Origin of the sequence: Bacillus swezeyi, assembly GCF_001969815.1 — a bacterium.
Lineage (GTDB): Bacteria > Bacillota > Bacilli > Bacillales > Bacillaceae > Bacillus > Bacillus swezeyi.
The window spans coordinates 491,085-509,102 of the sequence record NZ_MRBK01000004.1 but is presented as its reverse complement, the minus strand read 5'-3'; the positions used below and the strand labels follow the sequence as shown (position 1 = coordinate 509,102).

The window sequence follows — 18,018 nt, the reverse complement described above, 5'->3', positions numbered from 1 at the left end:
TCATTTTCCCCTTTCTAACTCGAGTAGTCTCTTTCTTAATTTATGGTCTGTCGCATAAATATAGAGGCCGTGTATGCCCCGTTTCATCAGGACATTTATTGAATTTAAGATGATTTGTTCTTTGATTTGTCCATTCTTTTCTGGCGACAAATCTGTACGAGAAATGAATGCCCCTGTATCTTTGTATTTAGAAGTATCAATTACTAGTTCGTCGTTGTCTTCATCATAGCTTACGGAAGGGCCGAGAACGACGCCGACGTAATTTAGATCAAACCCTTGAACGGTATAAATGGAGCCGACTTCTTTAATAGAATTCGGGTTTTCGGCCCATGTCACTTTATCCTGGGTGCTGTTCCAGGGCATGTTAATCCCTTCTTCATCAACAATGTAAGTCTTTTTATCTTTTTTATGTAAATAATCAAAGGTCGAGACAATCCGAGAGAGCCCGTCTTTGTTATTTTTACGTTCAATAGCCTTTTTAAACGCAGCAGCATCTTCGAATATTTTAAGCTGGAAGGAGGAGTCTTCAGTCGGCAAAGAAAGAATTTTCTTTTCAACAAAGCCGTCAATCCACTTCATCGTTTCTGGATTGGCGTTCATTCTCATTTGGTCTGTAAGTTTTACGGTTTTCGCATCATACTGATTGATGATTTCTTCGAGCAATCTTTCGTTCCAATAACTTTTAATCTTTAGGACTTGTTTTGGATCAAAGATCACAACAGTGATTTTACTTCGCTTAATGATCTCATCCAGCTGGTTTTGGTAGCGGAAATGGTTATAAGAATCTTCCTTTGTCAGAAGCAGGTGAGCTTCGTCTACTAATACGATATCCGCTGTTGCTCCCGTCTTTGTTTTCTCGTTAATAAATGGTGTTGGCTTCATGAGACTCTTTTTCTTCAAATTCGGTAAGCTGTTGGCGATGCTTTTATAAGTCTTCAGCATTTCGCTGTGGTTTACCAGCAAGTAATTATCTGTTTCTCCCAAAAAAGGGTCTTCGCTGTTAGCCGAATCTTGAATCGTATTAAACAGAGAGCTTAATAAGACACTTTTACCTGTGCCGGCGTCTCCTTCAATAACAATGACATGATTTCCTTCTTTTTGTATATGTTCTTTACAGAAATCAAGGATCTTATTTTTTATATCAAGCTGCTGAGGCGAGAGCTCTTTATAGGGAGATAGTTTATAAATGTCTTTGTTCCTAAGATTTTCAAGGGGATCGCTGACAATTTTCTCTTCTCTAAGTTTCTCCCAAATGACTTGAAAGATCTCTTCATTATAAAAGGGTTTCTGATAGTAATTGTGCATTTCCCTAGACCTGGTCTGGCTCACGTTTTGAAGCTGATAGCGGTTATCGGCGATAAAATAGTTAATTAGATTCGACTCGATATTGTACGTCGCAGACTGATGAAATTTCTCATGGCCGATTAAAATAAAGCGATTCAAACTTTTTCGCTTTTTATCATCTATATGATTCTTCAAACGCCGTGCAGCTTGAACCGTTTGCCCAATATATGCAGTCGGTTTCTTTTTCTCATTATAAAGAATATACAGAATCGGATAGTTATTTATATGCATTGCTTTTACAACATTCACATGGTCTGGAGTAAATTCTCTCTTTTCAAACACAAGTTCATTCATTGTTTTTAGCCTCTGAATCTCTTTTTTAAAATAATAGTACCATATTTATGGTAGCCTATTTATATAAGTTTGCAAATATCTTCCGGAGGAAAGGTCCGAAAAATCAACGTTTTTGTTAAAATGAAACGAGTAGCAAGCCTAGATAGGAGGTGGCTGTATTGGATTCTAAAACGTTGAATAGGATCAGAAATGCATTGGATCAAGGAATTAAACATGACCGTGAGCTGCGGGAAAAAAGGGATCAGAAGTTGTGGAAGAATGTTAGTGAGCCGTATCAATTGGAAAGCTTGCTCCATTCTCTCTCAAAAATTGAATTGGATCAAATACGTAAGAGTCTTGAGTTAAAAGGGATAAGCAATTTAAAAAAAGCGGATTTAATACAGGAACTGGTTGTCGCGATTCCAAGTCATTTACGCAGAATTCTTTCGACATTTGACCGGGAAAGGTATGGTCTTTTTAAAAAAATCGTCAGTCATTCAGGTAAGATTCAGGTGCCAAGGAATGTATCCATTGAACAAATTAAGTCATTGATGGATTGGGGAATCATCTTTCCGATTTGTTTAGATGGGAAGCAGGGGTTAACCGTTCCTATAGAACTTGTGGAACAGTTATCTGCTGTAGAGGATCAGGAATTACACAAAATGATTGATCGAAATACGGAGTGGATTCAGCTCACTCAGGGTTTACTATATTACTATGGGGTTGTGCACACGTCAGTTCTAGTTGATATGGTGAGTGACTTGTTGAAGCAGGAAATAGATTTCCAAGAATTTTCAGATATATTGACCAGTGCGAGCGATTATTATCAGCAAATGGCTTATTCACTTTATGGTTTAGTAGATAAAAGGGTGTACAACGTGAAGAAGACTTTTGAAGAAATCAAAAAGCGGTCAAGCATTGGATATTATCCTTTTACAAAACAGCAACTTTTAAAAGCGGGCAAGCCAGGGTACGTGGAAAAAACGAGAGACATGAAAAACTTCATTCAGTTTTTACAACAGTATTATCATTTGACTACTGAGGATATTGAGGATCTTACAAACCAGTTAAATACCATGATCCTCAATGATGCCAGTTTGAACCAAGCTGTAGAGTATTTTCAGCTTCAATTTGAATTTCCGGATCTTGAATTTATTGATGAGATCACCTATCATCTGACAGAATTGTTTAATCACTCTAGAAGGTGGATGTTGAAAGGTCACACACCAAAGGAAATTTCTCAAGGAAGAAAATCAATGAATGACTCAGCTTCAGTTCATCCTCAACCATCATCCAATGTGATCGACTTCAAAAGCCGAAAAACGATCGGCCGTAATGATCCTTGTCCATGCGGAAGCGGAAAGAAATATAAGAAGTGTTGCTTGAATTCATCATGATATGGTCGGCTCGCTCGGCCTGAGTGATGCCGTCTTGAAGCGTACGGATGAGAAGCTGCCGTTTTCACGAATGACGTTTCCCCATCAGCGCATGCAGCTAGGTTTATCGGGCATTTCGGATTAATCGGGGGGAGCATTATCAAAAGTAAATGAGGTTTTTATAGATTTCACTTTAATAGATAAAAGAGGTCGTCTGAAAAGAGAAAACTCCTCCCTTTCATACCACCTCCGCAAAATGGACTTTATGAAGATCAACAATACCAAGGGGTTTGATTTAATGGGTCCATTTTGTCATCAAATATAAAAATGAATTTTTAGAGACTTATTGGGACAGCCTCGTTTTTATGGATGTTTTACTTTTTCAATAACAAATAAATAAAGTAAGGTGCCCCGATTAATGAGACCATAATTCCAGCTGGTATAGTGGTTTCAATGATATTACGTCCGATTGTGTCGGCGAATAATAATAGCCAACCGCCAAGTAGAATAGCAACAGGGATAAATTGTTGATTTCTGGGTCCTACCAAAGTTTTTGCGATATGTGGGGCCATTAATCCGATAAAGGTAATACCTCCAGTGACAGAAACAGCAGCAGCCGCTAATGCGACAGCTGTTAAAAGTAAAACGATCCGCTCCCTTTCAATGGAAACCCCAACTCCAATGGTAACAGGCTCGCTTAATCCTAATAGATTTAGTCGATTTGCTTTGTACAAAGTAAACGGAATCAAGATGACTAACCAAGGAAGGAGAGCCCAAATAAATGGCCAATCTGTTCCCCAAATATTTCCTGCCAGCCATTTGGCGATGAAATCAACTTTTGTTCGTTCAGCAGAAGAAATAATGACAATCATAGCTCCGGAAAGTGCAGTTGAGAATCCGACTCCGATGAGGACTAAGCCTATAGGCTGCATACCACTATTTTTGTTATAGGCTAACAGATAAATGAAGAAGCCCGTTATAATTGCTCCTATAAAGCCAACAAGCGGAATCATATAAACAAATGATCCGGCTTCAGCTGGGAAAAATAAAAAGAAAACGGCAATGGCAACCCCAGCACCGGAATTAATCCCAATAATGCCTGGATCAGCTAAATCATTTTTTGTGATTCCTTGCAAAATAGCACCTGACATAGCTAGTGCCATCCCAGCTAATAAAGTAATCAATATTCGAGGCAATCGAATAGAATATAATATAAATTCCTCTTTAAAGGTTCCTTGACCTAGTAGAGTCTGGATGAGTCTGTCAAAAGATAAACTAGCAGACCCTATCCCCATCCCAATTATAGCTGTAGCTATGATAAGTATTAGAGAAATCGATAAAATAATTCGCTGTTTTTTGATTAATGCTGAATGTATCATGAGAGTGTTTTTCCTCCCTTTCGGACAATGATCAGGAAGAACGGTAAACCAAGCATAGCGACAATGGCTATAACAGGTGTTTCATATGGTGCATTTAAGGTACGGCCAAGTGTATCAGCAAATAGCATAAAAGTAGCTCCGCAAGTTGCAGACATTGGTAAAATAAAACGATAATCGGTTCCAACAATTGCCCGAACAATATGAGGAATCATAAGACCGATAAAGGTCATATTCCCAACCAGAGCAACAGATGCTCCCGCGAGAATGATAATGACAATAAATAGAAGGATTTTAATTCTGATGATATTTTGGCCTAAGCCAACTGCAACTTCTTCATTTAAGCTGAGAATGGTAAGTTGTCTCGAAAGGAAGAAGGAAACAACAATTCCAATTATAATAAAAGGTACGATGATTTGCAGTTGATTCCAAGTCGTTCCGACCATCCCTCCTGCTGTCCACATCGAGATATCTTTAGAAATTTTAAAATAAAGGCCAAGCCCTTCAGCAATGGCGTATAAAAAGGCGGAAACAGCAGAACCCGCTAATACAATACGGAAAGGAGAGAATCCGCCTTTTTTCATCGAACCAATTCCAAAAACCAACAAGGCACCGATTGCGGCTCCAATAAAACAGGCAACCATCGTCAAAAAGTAATTGGCTGATGGAATGAAAGCGATCGTAACAGCCAATGCTGCATAAGCCCCGGCAGATAATCCTAGTAAACCTGGATCAGCAAGTGGGTTTCTTGTTATACCTTGCATGATTGCACCAGAGACAGCAAGAGCTGCGCCAACAAAAATGGCAGCTATTTCACGAGGTAACCGAATATCACGGATAATCGAAATATGGTCACCGGTTGCAGAAGACGAAAGAGCCAACCATACATCTTCAACTGAGACGGCTGCAGCTCCAAATACCATTGCCATAAAAAACATACCAATAAAAACTAGAATTCCTAAGATCAGTTTGAAGGCAAATGGGGTAAAAGATTGAGTTTTTCTTATCATAAAGCTCGTAATTTTCCTTTCTTAGAATGGGAAAGGGGCTGCCCTTTCCGGTCAACCCCTTTCAATAGACCTCTACTTTTCTAGTTTTAGTTTCCTAGAAACGCTTTTTTAAAGAATGCTAGTTGCTTTTCAAGTGTGATTGGGTCAGTGAATGATGCGCCTTCACCTTGCATTTCAATGACATGTCCGTTTTGGACAGCAGGAATGTTCTTGTATGTGTCTGTTTCTTGGAAAGATGTATTCGCATCAGAGTACTTACTTAAAATGACATAATCTCCCGCATATTTTGGAAGCACTTCAGCTGATAACGTATAATACCCTGCTTTTAACGCGTCTTCCTTTACTTTTTCAGGCATATTTAGTTTCATTGTTTGATATAAGATTTCTGTACCGCGCGCCCAGTTATTACCGTAAACATAAAGGTCTTTCCCATATGCTTCAATAACAGATACAGTTGAATCCTCGCCAATTTTTGTACGAATATCTTCTCCAATTTCTTCTGCCCGGTGTTTAAAGTCATTAACCCATGCTTGGGCTTCTTTTTCTTTGTTTAGTAGCTTGCCAATTTCCACGTGTTGAGTTAAATAATCTACTTTACCCCATGTATAAGTAACAGTAGGTGCGATTTCATTTAATTTGTCTAAATTTTTTACCGTTGATAACGCGATGATTAAATCTGGCTCTAATTCAATAATTTTTTCTAGGTCATCTTCTGAAACTTCTTGAACATCTTTTAACTTTTCTTTAAAGGTTGGATTGTTTTTAGACCAAGTGTCTACACCGACAACGTTGACTCCTAAATCTAAAACATTTCCAGTGTAGCCTGAAAGCATAACAACTCTTTGTGGGTCAGCTGGAACTTCAATTGGCCCTGTTTCCGCTTGGTATGTAATCGTTTCAGATTCTTTTTTTGTTGAGCCGCTATCCTTTGTTGTTGACTCTTCATTGCCGCATGCACTAATAATAAGAGTCAGCAGTAGCAAAAACGGGATTAATAGTTTCTTCATGCTCATTTTCACCTCTTAATAAGTTGTAAGTAACACACATCGGGTTATTTGTTCTCGGGTCACGGCCAATAACGGCATCAATTTGAAAGACTTCCCGCAGTACTCATCTCTTCACAAGCCCGGCCTTCACGACTTCGCCGCCTTTTAATGCAATGATATAATCTGAAAAACGAGCAGCTCGATGTAAATCATGAAGTACCATCATCAAGAAAAATAATGCCCGTCTCCCGTACAAGAGCCATAGCAATTCAAACACGTTGACGCTGACCTCCGGAAAGGGTGTCGATCAGGCGATATTTATAGTCCGATGTGCCAGTATGGCCATTTTTCGCCAAGGCTTTTGTGTCTTCTTTTGAAATGTCTTTTCCATCTAAAAGGACTGAGCCTGATTGATGTGGAATAATATGCGTAATGGTCTTCAGTAGATGTTGATTTTCCACAACCATTGGATCCGAGAGATGGTTTTTACCTTTTATCTGGAATCGTTACACTGAGATTTTTTACAATCAAATGTTCCCCATAGCCAGTACTTTAATTCTTCAGTAAATAGCCAAATTACCTTTATGGCCCGCAGAATGAAAAACAAATAAATGATCGATAATGATTATCAATATCAATAATAAATATATATTTCATTTTTCAATATGTCAATACAGCAATTCGATGTGTCCTTATCATAGTACCCTCATGAAAATGAAAACTTTTAGAAAGATAAAATTAATTATTATGAAAATAGGTTTAATAACTTATCATTGATAAGCAATTACGAATGATGTTTGGGAATGAACGGTGATGAATCAACAGGATGATTTCAACCTTTTATAGCGGGTTAAGAGAGATGAAGCTAATTGAATATTGGCCGAAACTTGGCGGGGAAATCCTTGTTTACCCGGAGAAAATAATTTGGGATGTTAGTTGATTGACCTTTGATCCAACAGCGGTGTTGAATGAAAAAATAGAATCGATACCCATTTTTGCTAAGCGCAGCGTCAGGTCAAAATCATTATACAAAGACAGTGATTATTGCTGTTGGGAGTTGAATTTTGCATTTTAAAAAGCTCGAAATTGAAGGAGCAGAAGAGCGGTTTAAAGTCGCTAATTTTCATTATACGATGACTTCGCTTTTATAAACATTTCGTCTCGCCTGAGAACGCTCCTAATTGAAAATGTTATGACTTGGCAGCAGTCCTTAGGTGAATTATTGAATCACTTTAGAGTGGTGAACCATATCAGGTCCTGTATATTGTGTATGATCATTACTTTTTAGAGGGGGAGGCAACTTAAAATGAACAACTGGACAAGGTTTATAGAAAGAAAAAAGCCGCCACACTGCCATTTAAGCAGTACAGCGGCTTTGTATACTAGTTAGTTGCGGATCAGGTAATCAAACGCGCCTAGAGCAGCGTTCGCTCCAGATCCCATCGAAATAATAATTTGGTTATACGGGCTGTCTGTGCAATCGCCGGCAGCGAATAGGCCAGGGATGGTTGTTTCGCCGCGTTTATCGACTGCGATTTCGCCGATGCGGTTGCGTTCGACGGTTTCAGGCAGCCATTCCGTGTTCGGCACAAGACCGATTTGGACGAAGACGCCTTGGAGCTCGACGTGTTTTTCTTCTCCTGTTTCACGGTCAACGTAAGTGATGCCGTTTACGTTTTCATCACCCGTGATTTCTTTTGTTTGGGCGTTTTTCACGACAGTCACGTTAGGGAGGCTGTAGAGACGTTTTTGCAGAACTTCGTCAGCTTTCAGCTCCGGTGCGAATTCAAGAACAGTAACGTGGTTGACGATGCCTGCAAGGTCAATCGCTGCTTCGATACCGGAGTTGCCGCCGCCGATGACGGCTACGTCTTTGCCTTCAAACAATGGCCCGTCACAGTGCGGGCAGTATGCGACACCTTTGTTTTTGAACTCTTGTTCACCAGGTACACCGACATTGCGCCAGCGAGCGCCAGTTGAAAGAATAACGGTTTTGCTTTTCAGCACAGCGCCGTTTTCGAGTTCTAGATGGAAAAGATCTTTTTTCTCGAGACCTTTTGCGCGTTGCAGGTTCATGACGTCGATCTCGTAATCCTTCACGTGTTCTTCAAGGCTTGCCGCAAGCTTAGGCCCTTCGGTGCGCTTCACGCTGATGAAGTTCTCGATGCTCATCGTGTCAAGGACTTGGCCGCCGAAGCGTTCGGCAACGATTCCCGTGCGGATGCCTTTGCGCGCCGCATAGATTGCTGCGCTTGCGCCGGCAGGTCCGCCTCCGACAACGAGTACATCGAACGGATCTTTATCAGAAAGCTCAGACGCATCTGTGCCGCTGCCCATCTTCGCAAGAATCTCTTCGAGCGTCATCCGGCCGCTGCCGAACGGTTCACCGTTCAAGTATAGGGTCGGCACCGCCATGATGTTTTTGCTTTCGACTTCTGACTTGTATGCCGCACCGTCGATCATCGTGTGCGTGATGTTCGGGTTGAGCACGCTCATCATGTTCAATGCCTGCACAACGTCCGGGCAGTTGTGGCATGTGAGGCTGATATAAGATTCAAAGCGGTATTCGCCGCTGATGTTCTTGATTTGATCGATGATTTTTTGATCGACTTTCGGCGGTCTGCCGCTTACTTGCAAGAGTGCCAGCACCAAAGATGTGAATTCGTGACCGAGCGGAACCCCGGCGAATGTCACGCCTGTTTCTTCTCCGGCACGATTGACGCTGAAGCTTGGCGTTCTGTCGAGCTGCGCCTTTTCAACAGTGATTTTTGATGACATGGAAGCCAGCTCTTCTACAAGAGCCAGCATATCCTTAGAGACACTGTCATCGCCTGTACTGACTTTAAGGACGATGTCATTTTCAATCATCTGCATGTATTGGTTTAATTGTGCTTTGATATTTGCTTCAAGTACCAATTGAATGCACTCCTTAGATTTTGCCTACTAGGTCAAGGCTTGGTGTCAGTGTTTCAGAACCTTCTTCCCATTTAGCCGGGCAAACTTCACCTGGGTTTTGGCGGACGTATTGAGCCGCTTTTACTTTATTGATCAGAATGCTTGCATCACGGCCGATACCGCCTGCGTTGACTTCAACCGCTTGGATGACGCCGTCCGGATCGATGATGAATGTTCCGCGGTCAGCAAGACCTTCTTCTTCGTTCAGCACTTCAAAGTTGCGGGAGATGGTTTGAGATGGGTCACCGATCATCGCGTAAGTGATTTTGCCGATTTTTTCAGAGCTGTCGTGCCAGCCTTTATGTACGAAGTGAGTATCTGTGGAAACAGAGTATACTTCTACACCAAGTTCTTTTAGGGCAGCATATTCGTTTTGCAGATCTTCAAGTTCAGTCGGGCAAACGAATGAGAAATCTGCCGGATAGAAGCAGAAAATGCTCCATTGACCTTTCAGACTTTCGTTTGTTACATCGATAAATTCACCGTTTTTGTAAGCTTTTGCTGTGAATGGTTTTACTTCTTTTCCGATTAGAGACATAATACATCTTCCTCCTGAATGTGGTTTAAGAAAAATAAAATAATAAACTTTACTTTTCTAGAATTATTATAATTATATATAGATTATTAAATAACAAATATTTTTTGTCAAGAACTTTGTTTTTTATAAGATAAGCTAGTTGAAAATTGATTTTACTAGTGAGAAAGATGAGAATGAAAAGTTCTAATTGAAAATCAAGCATGTACGGTAAATAGAAAAGCCATCCGCTAAAAGGATGGACACAGGTCTAAGACTTTTTCTTTTTTTCAACATTTTTGATCGTTTCTCCGTTAATAACACTGTATAATCGGCTCTTTGGTTCATATATTTTTTGAGACGGCCATAGTCCATGATGGCCGGAACATATATAGCTAACGAGACAAGCAACAAAAAAGTACTCTAATCCTTTTCCATCAAACATTTCCAGTGCTAACAAGAACGCTGTGATAGGGGTATTAGCACCGCCGCAAAACGCAGCAACCAGTCCCAATGCTGCTAAAAATGAGAGAGGTAAATGGACAATGGAGTGTAAGGTATTACCTAGTGTTGCGCCCATGAAAAATAATGGTATAGCCTCACCGCCGACAAAGCCCGTCCCCAAAGTAACGGCTGTAAAAATGAGCTTGGCGAGGAAGGCAAAAGGAGGCACCTCTTCTTTAAAAGCCTGCTCTAACATGTTCAAACCGCGGCCATTGTAATCTTGTGAACCAGCCATTAAAAATAAACATACAATGATGATTCCTCCAACAAAGGCTCTTTTCATATGGTTTTGATTAAAAATTCTCTCGGTGAATGTTTCTATCCCGTGTCTCAATTGGCAATATGCGACGCTTAATAGGCTGAACATAACAGAAACAAGAAGAATTTTTACAAATGTGATGAAAGATAACTCTGGTAGAGCATGGATCAGAAATTCTTCGTGCTTAACTCCCCAAGCGGCAGTCGTGATATAGTGACCGGTGAAGCTGGCCACAAAACAAGGGACAAGCGCTTCAAATTTCAACTTTCCTAAAGCAGTCATCTCCATTCCAAATACAGCGCCGGTTACGGGTGTACCAAATGCAGCACCAAACCCGGCACTAACACCGCTCATCATTAAAATTTTAGTGTCTAAAAAATCGACCTTAAACAACTTGTTTACCATTGCAGCTGCACTGCCTCCCATTTGGACAGCAGCCCCTTCTCTCCCGGTCGATCCGCCGAAAAAAACCGTTATAAAAGTTCCGAGATAGACAATAGGTCCCATTCTCTGCGGAACTTGTTTTTCTCCATTCACAGCGTCAATCACAAGATTATTTAATTGGGCGGTGTCGTTTAAGGTGTTATGTAAGACTACTTTTCCATAGTTCATGTATATGTAGCCAATGACGATTCCTCCAAGCGGCAGGAGGTATATGAGCCAGCCGTTTTGTTCTCTTACTTCACCCAGATAGTCGTTTGCTTTTATTAGGAAGGCTGTCGTTGACCCCACAATTCCGCCAATGATGCCTCCATATAATATCCACTTACCAAGAATCTTTAAAAAACTAGTATCCTGTATCACTTGATCTGTAACCTCATTTCAATTCGTTTGAATGCTTTTTGGCATGCATAGGGTTTTTGATTTCCGTAAAAATGTTATCTGAGGCATTTGCTTGTGGTACGGGGGGTTCAATAGGAGGTTGATTGAGATTCATTTCAATCAGCGATTTCAACTGTTGAATATCCTCTTTAGTAGCATATTGTTTATTCGGTTTTAACATATATCCTAACTGACCGTTCGATTCGATTGTCGCCCATTGTAAATCCTTAAATGTTTGAATATTTTGTTGTCTCAATCTGACTTCAAGCATATCAACAGTTAAGCGCAGTTTTTTTAAATTCCTTATATTAATTTGCCCATTTTCGACTACCAGAACTGATTTTCCATAAATAAAGCTCTCTAAAGCATCAAATTTTAAAGCGATATACTCAATCAAAAGAAGAGTGAGAATCATTAAAAATGTGACGAGCATTGTAATCCAAATATTTCTGTCATTAACGGGTTGGATAATTAATGAACCAACAGCTATCATGATGACAGTCTGTGCAACAGTAAGCTGTGAAATGGATTTTCTGCCGGCTAACCGTAAAATGAGGACTCCTCCTATGACAATGACAACAGCTTTCCAGATGAAATGTAAATCCAAGAACATTCCTCCTTCCAAAACACATCGAATAATTATATGTTGTAAAAGAAATATAAAATTATTCATGGCTGAACCGCCTAGACTGCAATTAAAGTGTTTTAAAAACGGCAAAAAGCCATCCCTTGCAGGATGGCTTTTCACTGAATCGATGATTAAACTCCTTTAAACGCAGAACGATAAATCTCAGCCAGTTCAGACACCAATGGAAGCTTCGGATTTGCTGTTGTGCATTGGTCTTCAAAGGCGCGGTCTGCCATAAGATCTACTTTGCTTTCGAATGTAGCGGCATCAATGTCGTTTTGTTTGAGGCTCATTGGAATTTTAAGCTCTCTGGCAAGCGAGATGATGGCCTGAATCAGGCTTTCAACGCCTTCCTCCGTTGTCTTTGCCGGCAAGCCCAGCATTCTGGCAATGTCCGCGTAGCGCTGATCGGCTACGAAATGGCTGTATTTCGGGAATGCCGCGAATTTCTTCGGTTTTGCTGCATTATAGCGGATGACGTGCGGCAGAAGAATGGCGTTTGCACGTCCGTGGGCAATATGAAATTCCGCCCCCAGCTTATGCGCTAAACTGTGGTTAATCCCAAGGAATGCGTTGGAAAATGCCATACCGGCAATCGTTGATGCGTTGTGCACTTTTTCTCGGGCCAGCTCATCGCTGCCGTTTTTGTACGCTCTTGGCAGGTATTCAAAGATAAGCTGGATGGCTTTCATGGCTAAGCCGTCTGTATAGTCGTTGGCCATGCAGGATACATAGGATTCGATCGCATGTGTCAATACGTCCATTCCTGTATCTGCTGTAATATGTTTCGGTACGGTCATGACAAACTGCGGGTCAATGATCGCCACATCCGGCGTTAATTCATAATCGGCGAGCGGATATTTCGTATTTGCCTCTTTATCTGTAATGACAGAGAATGAGGTGACTTCAGAACCGGTTCCGGATGTCGTTGGAATCGCAACGAATTTTGCTCTTTCTCCCAATTTCGGAAATTTGACGATGCGTTTGCGGATGTCTAAAAATTTCTGCTTTAATCCGAAGAATTCAGCATCAGGGTGCTCATAGAACATCCACATCCCTTTAGCGGCATCCATTGCAGAACCCCCGCCGAGTGCAATAATGACGTCGGGCTGGAATTTAGCCATCATCTCGACGCCGTTCATGACCGTTTCAATCGATGGGTCAGGTTCTACATCAGAGAAGATTTCGCAATGAACGTAGTCCGGGCGTTTTCTTAAGTAGTGAAGGACGCGGTCCACATAGCCCAGTTTTACCATTCCCGGGTCAGTCACAATAAACGCTTTTGAGATATCAGGCATCTTCGCTAAATACTGTGTTGAATGTTTTTCAAAATAAATTTTTGGCGGTACTTTAAACCACTGCATATTGACATTCCTTTTTGCCACTTTTTTAGTGTTGATTAAGTGAATCGCACCCACGTTTGTCGATACAGCGTTTCCTCCATACGTACCACAGCCAAGTGTTAAGGAAGGCATATAGGCATTATAAATATCGCCGATCGCTCCTTGGGAAGAGGGGGCATTGACGATGATCCGCCCTGCTTTCATCCTTAATCCAAACTGCTCAATGGCTTCCTGGTCGGTTGTATGAATGACCGCAGAGTGGCCTATGCCGCCGAACTCAAGCATCTCTTCGGCCCGCTTTAATCCTTCTTGGAGTCCGTTCACCTTATAACAGGCTAGAACGGGACTTAATTTTTCCCTTGAAAGCGGATATTCCGGCCCGACCCCTTTTAATTCTGCCACAAGGATTTTTGTGTCTTCAGGAACCTTTATGCCTGCCATTTCGGCAATTTTACAGGCTGACATGCCGACAATATCAGCATTGACCGCACAGGTATTTTCGTTGATGACCAATTTTTCAACCTTTGTTCTTTCTGCCTCATTGAGTAGGTAGCAATTGTTGACGGTCATTTCCCTTTTCACGTCTGAATAAATGTCTTTATCGATGATGACTGCCTGTTCTGAAGCGCAAATCATCCCGTTATCGAATGTTTTGGATAAAATCAGATCATTTACGGCTTGTTTTACGTTTGCAGATTTCTCGATATAGCATGGCACGTTTCCCGGTCCAACGCCAAGGGCCGGTTTGCCGGAGCTGTAAGCGGATTTCACCATGCCTGCGCCGCCAGTGGCAAGAATCAGAGAAACCTTCGGATGGGTCATTAAGGCTTGGGTTGCTTCAAGTGATGGCGTTTCGATCCATTGAATGCAATGTTCAGGCGCCCCTGCCCTGACAGCCGCATCTTTAAGGATTCTTGCAGCCTCACTGCTGCATTTTTGTGCGGATGGATGGAATGCAAAAATGATTGGATTTCTTGTTTTAATCGATATCAGGGACTTGAACATGGTGGTGGACGTCGGGTTCGTCACTGGTGTCACCCCGGCGACGACACCGACAGGCTCCGCAATTTCAATGACCCCGTCATGTTCGTTTTCATGGATGATTCCAACTGTTTTATTGTATTTAATATTGTGGTAGACATACTCTGTGGCAAACATGTTTTTGATGATTTTATCTTCGTATACACCGCGTTTTGTTTCCTCGATCGCAAGCTTTGCAAGGGGCATATGCTGATCAAGTCCGGCAAGCGCCATCTGTTTGACAATTTCATCAATTTGTTCCTGATCAAAGCTGCGGAATTCTTCCAATGCCGTAAGACTTTTTTCTACTAAACGATCAATCATTGTTGAGACATTTTGCTTCTGTTTCATTTCCTTTTCTTCGACTGCCATTGTAAACCCTCCAATGAATTGATAGGAATTCTACAAACAGGATTTCTTGGGATTATCTCGAAAGAAAAATGTCGCCGGTAAGTTTGTGAATAATTTCACAATAAAGACTAAAAATTTTTATGCTGATATGGGAATTTTTATTTTTGATGAGATAATAAATGTTCTCATCCCGATCTCATCTCCTTGTTTTTATGAATGAATTTATCTTATCACGGAATTAAAAATAGTAATTTGTGAAATGTTGAACAAAGTATGAATCATGATAAAAATAGTAAATATTTCTTATGCGTACTTAGGCAGAAAAGTCTCTGAATGCTAAGACTAGGGGGGGACGGGGAGGCAGATCGGGCAATTAGTCCCAAAAATACTTTTTAAAAAGAGAAAAACTGCACCTCCTATTGGGATGCAGTTTAAACTTTTAGTGATACCATTCAGTGTGAAAAACACCTTCCATATCTGTACGTTCATACGTATGGGCGCCAAAGTAATCACGCTGCGCCTGCAGCAGGTTTGCGTTTGAACGGCCTGTCCGGTAGCTGTCGTAATAAGATAGGGACGTGCTCAAGCATGGGAATGAGATGCCGGAGCTGATGCCCTCACAGACTACTTTTCGCAAGCCTGTCTGATATTCTGTGAGCTTTTCTGCAAAGAAAGGCGCGATCAGCAAGTTCGACAGGTTTGGCTGTTCTTGGAATGCTTTACTGATGAGATTTAAGAATTCGGCGCGGATGATGCAGCCGCCGCGGAATATTAAGGCGATATCCTTTAAAGGTAAGTCCCATCCGTACAGCTCAGACGTCATTTTGTATTGGGCGAAGCCTTGTGCATAGGCGCAGACTTTTCCCATGTATAACGCCTGTCTGACGTAGTCGATCCACAAGTTTTTATCCAAGTGCCGCTCTTCTGTTTCAGGTCCGGCTAACACCTTTTCCGCAGCCATCCGCTCATCTTTTAACGATGATATATAGCGGGCAAACAAGGATTCCGTGATAATCGAAGATGGGATGCCGTTGTCAACGGCTTGCATGCTTGTCCATTTGCCTGTGCCTTTTTGACCTGTTTTGTCAAGGATGACATCGATCAGCGGCGCACCCGTTTTTTCATCCTTTTTCCTTAAGATTTCTGCGGTGATTTCGATTAAATAGCTTTTCAGCTCGCCTTGATTCCACGATTCAAAAATGTCAGCGATTTCATGAATAGGCAAAAGCAATCTTTCTCTTAAAAATGTATAGGCTTCTGCGATTAGCTGCATATCAGCGTATTCAATCCCGTTGTGCACCATTTTGACAAAATGCCCGGCACCTTTTGGACCGATATACACACAGCATGGATCATCTCCGACTTGCGCTGCGATTTTTGTCAGGATTGGAGCGGCTTTTTCATAGACATCCCGATCTCCGCCAGGCATGATGGAAGGGCCTTTTAAAGCGCCGACTTCGCCGCCGGAAATGCCGATTCCCAAGTAGCCGATTCCGTTCGCTTTCAGCTTAACATATCTTCGTTCTGTATCTTCGTAATGGGAGTTGCCGCCGTCCATGATGACATCCCCTTCTTCAAGCAAAGGGAGGAGGGAGTCGATCACTGAATCAACCGGTTTTCCTGCTGTCACCATCAGAAAGATTTTTCTCGGCGTTTCTAAAGACTGAACAAAATCTTGAAGCTCATAGTACGGATTGACAGTCTGTCCTTCAGTCTTTTGTACGAGCTGGTCGGTTAAATCCCTTGTGTAGTTATAGACAGCGACCTGTTCCCCTTTGCTGGCCATGTTTAGGGCGATATTGCTGCCCATTACCCCTAAACCTATGACACCGATTGTATTCAACATTTGGTACCTGCTCCTTCATCAATTTAATCGTTCATTTTATACTGCGAGAGTGAGTAGTGTGTTATACAACTAAACTCATCAATAGAATAAATCCAAGTCCGGCTACAGAGATGAACGTTTCCAGCAATGTCCATGTGGCAAATGTTTCTTTCATACTTAAACCAAAGTACTCTTTGAACATCCAGAAGCCGGCGTCATTGACATGGGAAGCGATTACACTTCCGGCCCCTGTTGCCAGCACCACCAATGCGAGATTGGCATCCGTTTGTCCCAGCATTGGAATGACGAGCCCCGTCGTGCTTAATGCAGCAACTGTGGCAGACCCCAAGGAAATGCGCAGGATTGCTGCGATCACCCAGGCAAGCAGGATAGGAGACATTGACGTTCCTTTGAATAATTCGGCCACATAGTCGCCTACCCCGCCATTGATTAATACTTGTTTGAAGGCGCCGCCGCCCCCGATGATTAAGAGCATCATCCCGATTTGTGTAATGGCTGAAGAGCAAGAGTCCATCACTGTTTTGATTGGGATTTTTCTGGCGATTCCCATCGTATAGATCGCGACTAATAAGGAGATCACCATTGAAGTAGATGCATTACCGATTAAACGAATTGCTGCCAGTACGCCATTATCTTGCAGCCCGGTCGTTTCTTGAAGCAGCGTAATAATCGTAGAGATGGACATGATGATAACCGGAAGCATCGCCGTAAATACACTGATGCCGAAGCCTGGCGTCTCTTCAAGCTTGAATGTTTTTTGTTCCCCTAAAGATGCAATATTGCCGGTTTTCGTAAATGATTGCGGTACGATTTTTTTAGCAAGCTTCGTAAATAAAGGCCCGGCTACAAGCACTGTTGGAATTGCAACAATGAAACCGTAAAGCAAAACTTCACCAATGTTGGCGCCGTATTCCCCAGCGATCGCTGTCGGTCCCGGGTGCGGAGGCAGGAAGCCGTGTGTGACGGATAAAGCTGCGACCATCGGGATACCGAGGAAAAGAATCGAAATCTTTAATTCTTTTGAAATAGCAAATACAATTGGAATTAATAAGACCAGTCCGACTTCAAAGAATAAAGCAACACCGATAATGAACGAGGCAATGACGACCGCCCATTGAATGTTTTTTTCGCCGAATTTGTTGACGAGGGTCATCGCAATACGCTGCGCTCCCCCCGAATCTGCGATCAGCCTGCCCAGCATGGCGCCGAGTCCAAAAATTAATGCGATGTGGCCGAGCGTTCCGCCCAATCCTTCTTCAATCGTTTTCACAATGTCATCCAACGGCATTCCGAGTGCTAAAGCAACGCCGAACGAGACGATAATCAATGAAACAAACGTGTTCAGCTTTAACCCCATAATTAACAGCAATAATGCGACAATCCCGATTGCTACAATGAATAATGGCATGAT

General features: G+C 41.9%; 12 protein-coding genes and 3 pseudogenes. 3 read left to right on the top strand and 12 right to left on the bottom strand.

Features of this window, described 5'->3' with window-relative positions:
• The gene (locus BTA30_RS05185; protein WP_076760086.1) at positions 1-1,638 is read right to left on the bottom strand and encodes a DUF2075 domain-containing protein; all 1,638 of its coding nucleotides are present in this window, start codon (positions 1,636-1,638) and stop codon (positions 1-3) included.
• A gap of 158 nt (positions 1,639-1,796) precedes the next feature.
• On the opposite strand from BTA30_RS05185, the gene BTA30_RS05180 reads away from it, so the two are divergent.
• A complete protein-coding gene (locus BTA30_RS05180) occupies positions 1,797-3,014 on the top strand; it encodes a YecA family protein (protein WP_076760083.1) in 1,218 nt (405 codons plus the stop codon).
• Positions 3,015-3,021: 7 nt separating this feature from the next.
• Positions 3,022-3,163: pseudogene (locus BTA30_RS05175) on the top strand (23S rRNA (pseudouridine(1915)-N(3))-methyltransferase RlmH); the annotation flags it as partial.
• Between the two features lie 204 nt (positions 3,164-3,367).
• Here the strand turns inward: BTA30_RS05175 and BTA30_RS05170 are convergent.
• From BTA30_RS05170 to BTA30_RS05155, 4 genes and pseudogenes are all read right to left on the bottom strand, one after another.
• Positions 3,368-4,372: a FecCD family ABC transporter permease gene (locus tag BTA30_RS05170; RefSeq protein WP_076760081.1), complete on the bottom strand. Its 1,005-nt coding sequence runs from the start codon at positions 4,370-4,372 to the stop codon at positions 3,368-3,370.
• The gene (locus BTA30_RS05165) at positions 4,369-5,379 is read right to left on the bottom strand and encodes a FecCD family ABC transporter permease (RefSeq protein WP_076760078.1); all 1,011 of its coding nucleotides are present in this window, start codon (positions 5,377-5,379) and stop codon (positions 4,369-4,371) included. The genes BTA30_RS05170 and BTA30_RS05165 overlap by 4 nt, the downstream gene beginning before the upstream one ends.
• Before the next feature lie 86 nt (positions 5,380-5,465).
• Positions 5,466-6,386 carry an iron-hydroxamate ABC transporter substrate-binding protein gene (locus BTA30_RS05160; RefSeq protein ID WP_076760075.1) on the bottom strand — a complete coding sequence of 307 codons (921 nt, stop codon included), beginning with the start codon at positions 6,384-6,386 and terminating at the stop codon, positions 5,466-5,468.
• Positions 6,337-6,951 (bottom strand): annotated as a pseudogene (locus BTA30_RS05155) (ABC transporter ATP-binding protein). The gene BTA30_RS05160 and the pseudogene BTA30_RS05155 overlap by 50 nt, the downstream one beginning before the upstream one ends.
• 240 nt (positions 6,952-7,191) lie before the next feature.
• On the opposite strand from BTA30_RS05155, the pseudogene BTA30_RS23685 reads away from it, so the two are divergent.
• Positions 7,192-7,510 (top strand): annotated as a pseudogene (locus BTA30_RS23685) (thioredoxin reductase); the annotation flags it as partial.
• Positions 7,511-7,751: 241 nt separating this feature from the next.
• On the opposite strand, the gene ahpF reads toward BTA30_RS23685, so the two are convergent.
• The 7 genes from ahpF to BTA30_RS05120 all read right to left on the bottom strand — a co-directional run bounded on the left by ahpF (position 7,752) and on the right by BTA30_RS05120 (position 18,015).
• Positions 7,752-9,281 (bottom strand): alkyl hydroperoxide reductase subunit F, encoded by a 1,530-nt coding sequence (ahpF, locus tag BTA30_RS05150; RefSeq protein ID WP_076760073.1) that lies wholly within the window; start codon positions 9,279-9,281, stop codon positions 7,752-7,754.
• Positions 9,282-9,294: 13 nt separating this feature from the next.
• On the bottom strand, positions 9,295-9,858 hold the full coding sequence (gene ahpC / locus BTA30_RS05145; protein WP_076760071.1) for an alkyl hydroperoxide reductase subunit C: 564 nt from the start codon (positions 9,856-9,858) through the stop codon (positions 9,295-9,297).
• A gap of 247 nt (positions 9,859-10,105) precedes the next feature.
• The gene (locus BTA30_RS05140; RefSeq protein ID WP_076760067.1) at positions 10,106-11,401 is read right to left on the bottom strand and encodes a chloride channel protein; all 1,296 of its coding nucleotides are present in this window, start codon (positions 11,399-11,401) and stop codon (positions 10,106-10,108) included.
• 13 nt (positions 11,402-11,414) lie between these two features.
• Positions 11,415-12,032, bottom strand: coding sequence for a DUF421 domain-containing protein (locus BTA30_RS05135; RefSeq protein ID WP_491523022.1), 618 nt, complete (start codon positions 12,030-12,032; stop codon positions 11,415-11,417).
• Positions 12,033-12,178: 146 nt separating this feature from the next.
• On the bottom strand, positions 12,179-14,782 hold the full coding sequence (gene adhE, locus BTA30_RS05130; protein WP_076760062.1) for a bifunctional acetaldehyde-CoA/alcohol dehydrogenase: 2,604 nt from the start codon (positions 14,780-14,782) through the stop codon (positions 12,179-12,181).
• A 418-nt stretch (positions 14,783-15,200) separates the two neighbouring features.
• The gene (gene gnd, locus BTA30_RS05125) at positions 15,201-16,607 is read right to left on the bottom strand and encodes a decarboxylating NADP(+)-dependent phosphogluconate dehydrogenase (RefSeq protein WP_076760060.1); all 1,407 of its coding nucleotides are present in this window, start codon (positions 16,605-16,607) and stop codon (positions 15,201-15,203) included.
• A gap of 61 nt (positions 16,608-16,668) precedes the next feature.
• Positions 16,669-18,015 (bottom strand): GntP family permease, encoded by a 1,347-nt coding sequence (locus BTA30_RS05120; RefSeq protein WP_076760058.1) that lies wholly within the window; start codon positions 18,013-18,015, stop codon positions 16,669-16,671.
• Between the last annotated feature and the right edge of the window lie 3 nt (positions 18,016-18,018).

Coding starts and splice junctions, on each gene's coding strand:
- BTA30_RS05185 (WP_076760086.1), bottom strand. CDS start 1,638: ATGAATGAACTTGTGTTTGAAAAGAGAGAATTTACTCCAGACCATGTG.
- ahpC (WP_076760071.1), bottom strand. CDS start 9,858: ATGTCTCTAATCGGAAAAGAAGTAAAACCATTCACAGCAAAAGCTTAC.
- gnd (WP_076760060.1), bottom strand. CDS start 16,607: ATGTTGAATACAATCGGTGTCATAGGTTTAGGGGTAATGGGCAGCAAT.
- BTA30_RS05165 (WP_076760078.1), bottom strand. CDS start 5,379: ATGATAAGAAAAACTCAATCTTTTACCCCATTTGCCTTCAAACTGATC.
- BTA30_RS05135 (WP_491523022.1), bottom strand. CDS start 12,032: ATGTTCTTGGATTTACATTTCATCTGGAAAGCTGTTGTCATTGTCATA.
- adhE (WP_076760062.1), bottom strand. CDS start 14,782: ATGGCAGTCGAAGAAAAGGAAATGAAACAGAAGCAAAATGTCTCAACA.
- BTA30_RS05160 (WP_076760075.1), bottom strand. CDS start 6,386: ATGAAGAAACTATTAATCCCGTTTTTGCTACTGCTGACTCTTATTATT.
- BTA30_RS05120 (WP_076760058.1), bottom strand. CDS start 18,015: ATGCCATTATTCATTGTAGCAATCGGGATTGTCGCATTATTGCTGTTA.
- BTA30_RS05170 (WP_076760081.1), bottom strand. CDS start 4,372: ATGATACATTCAGCATTAATCAAAAAACAGCGAATTATTTTATCGATT.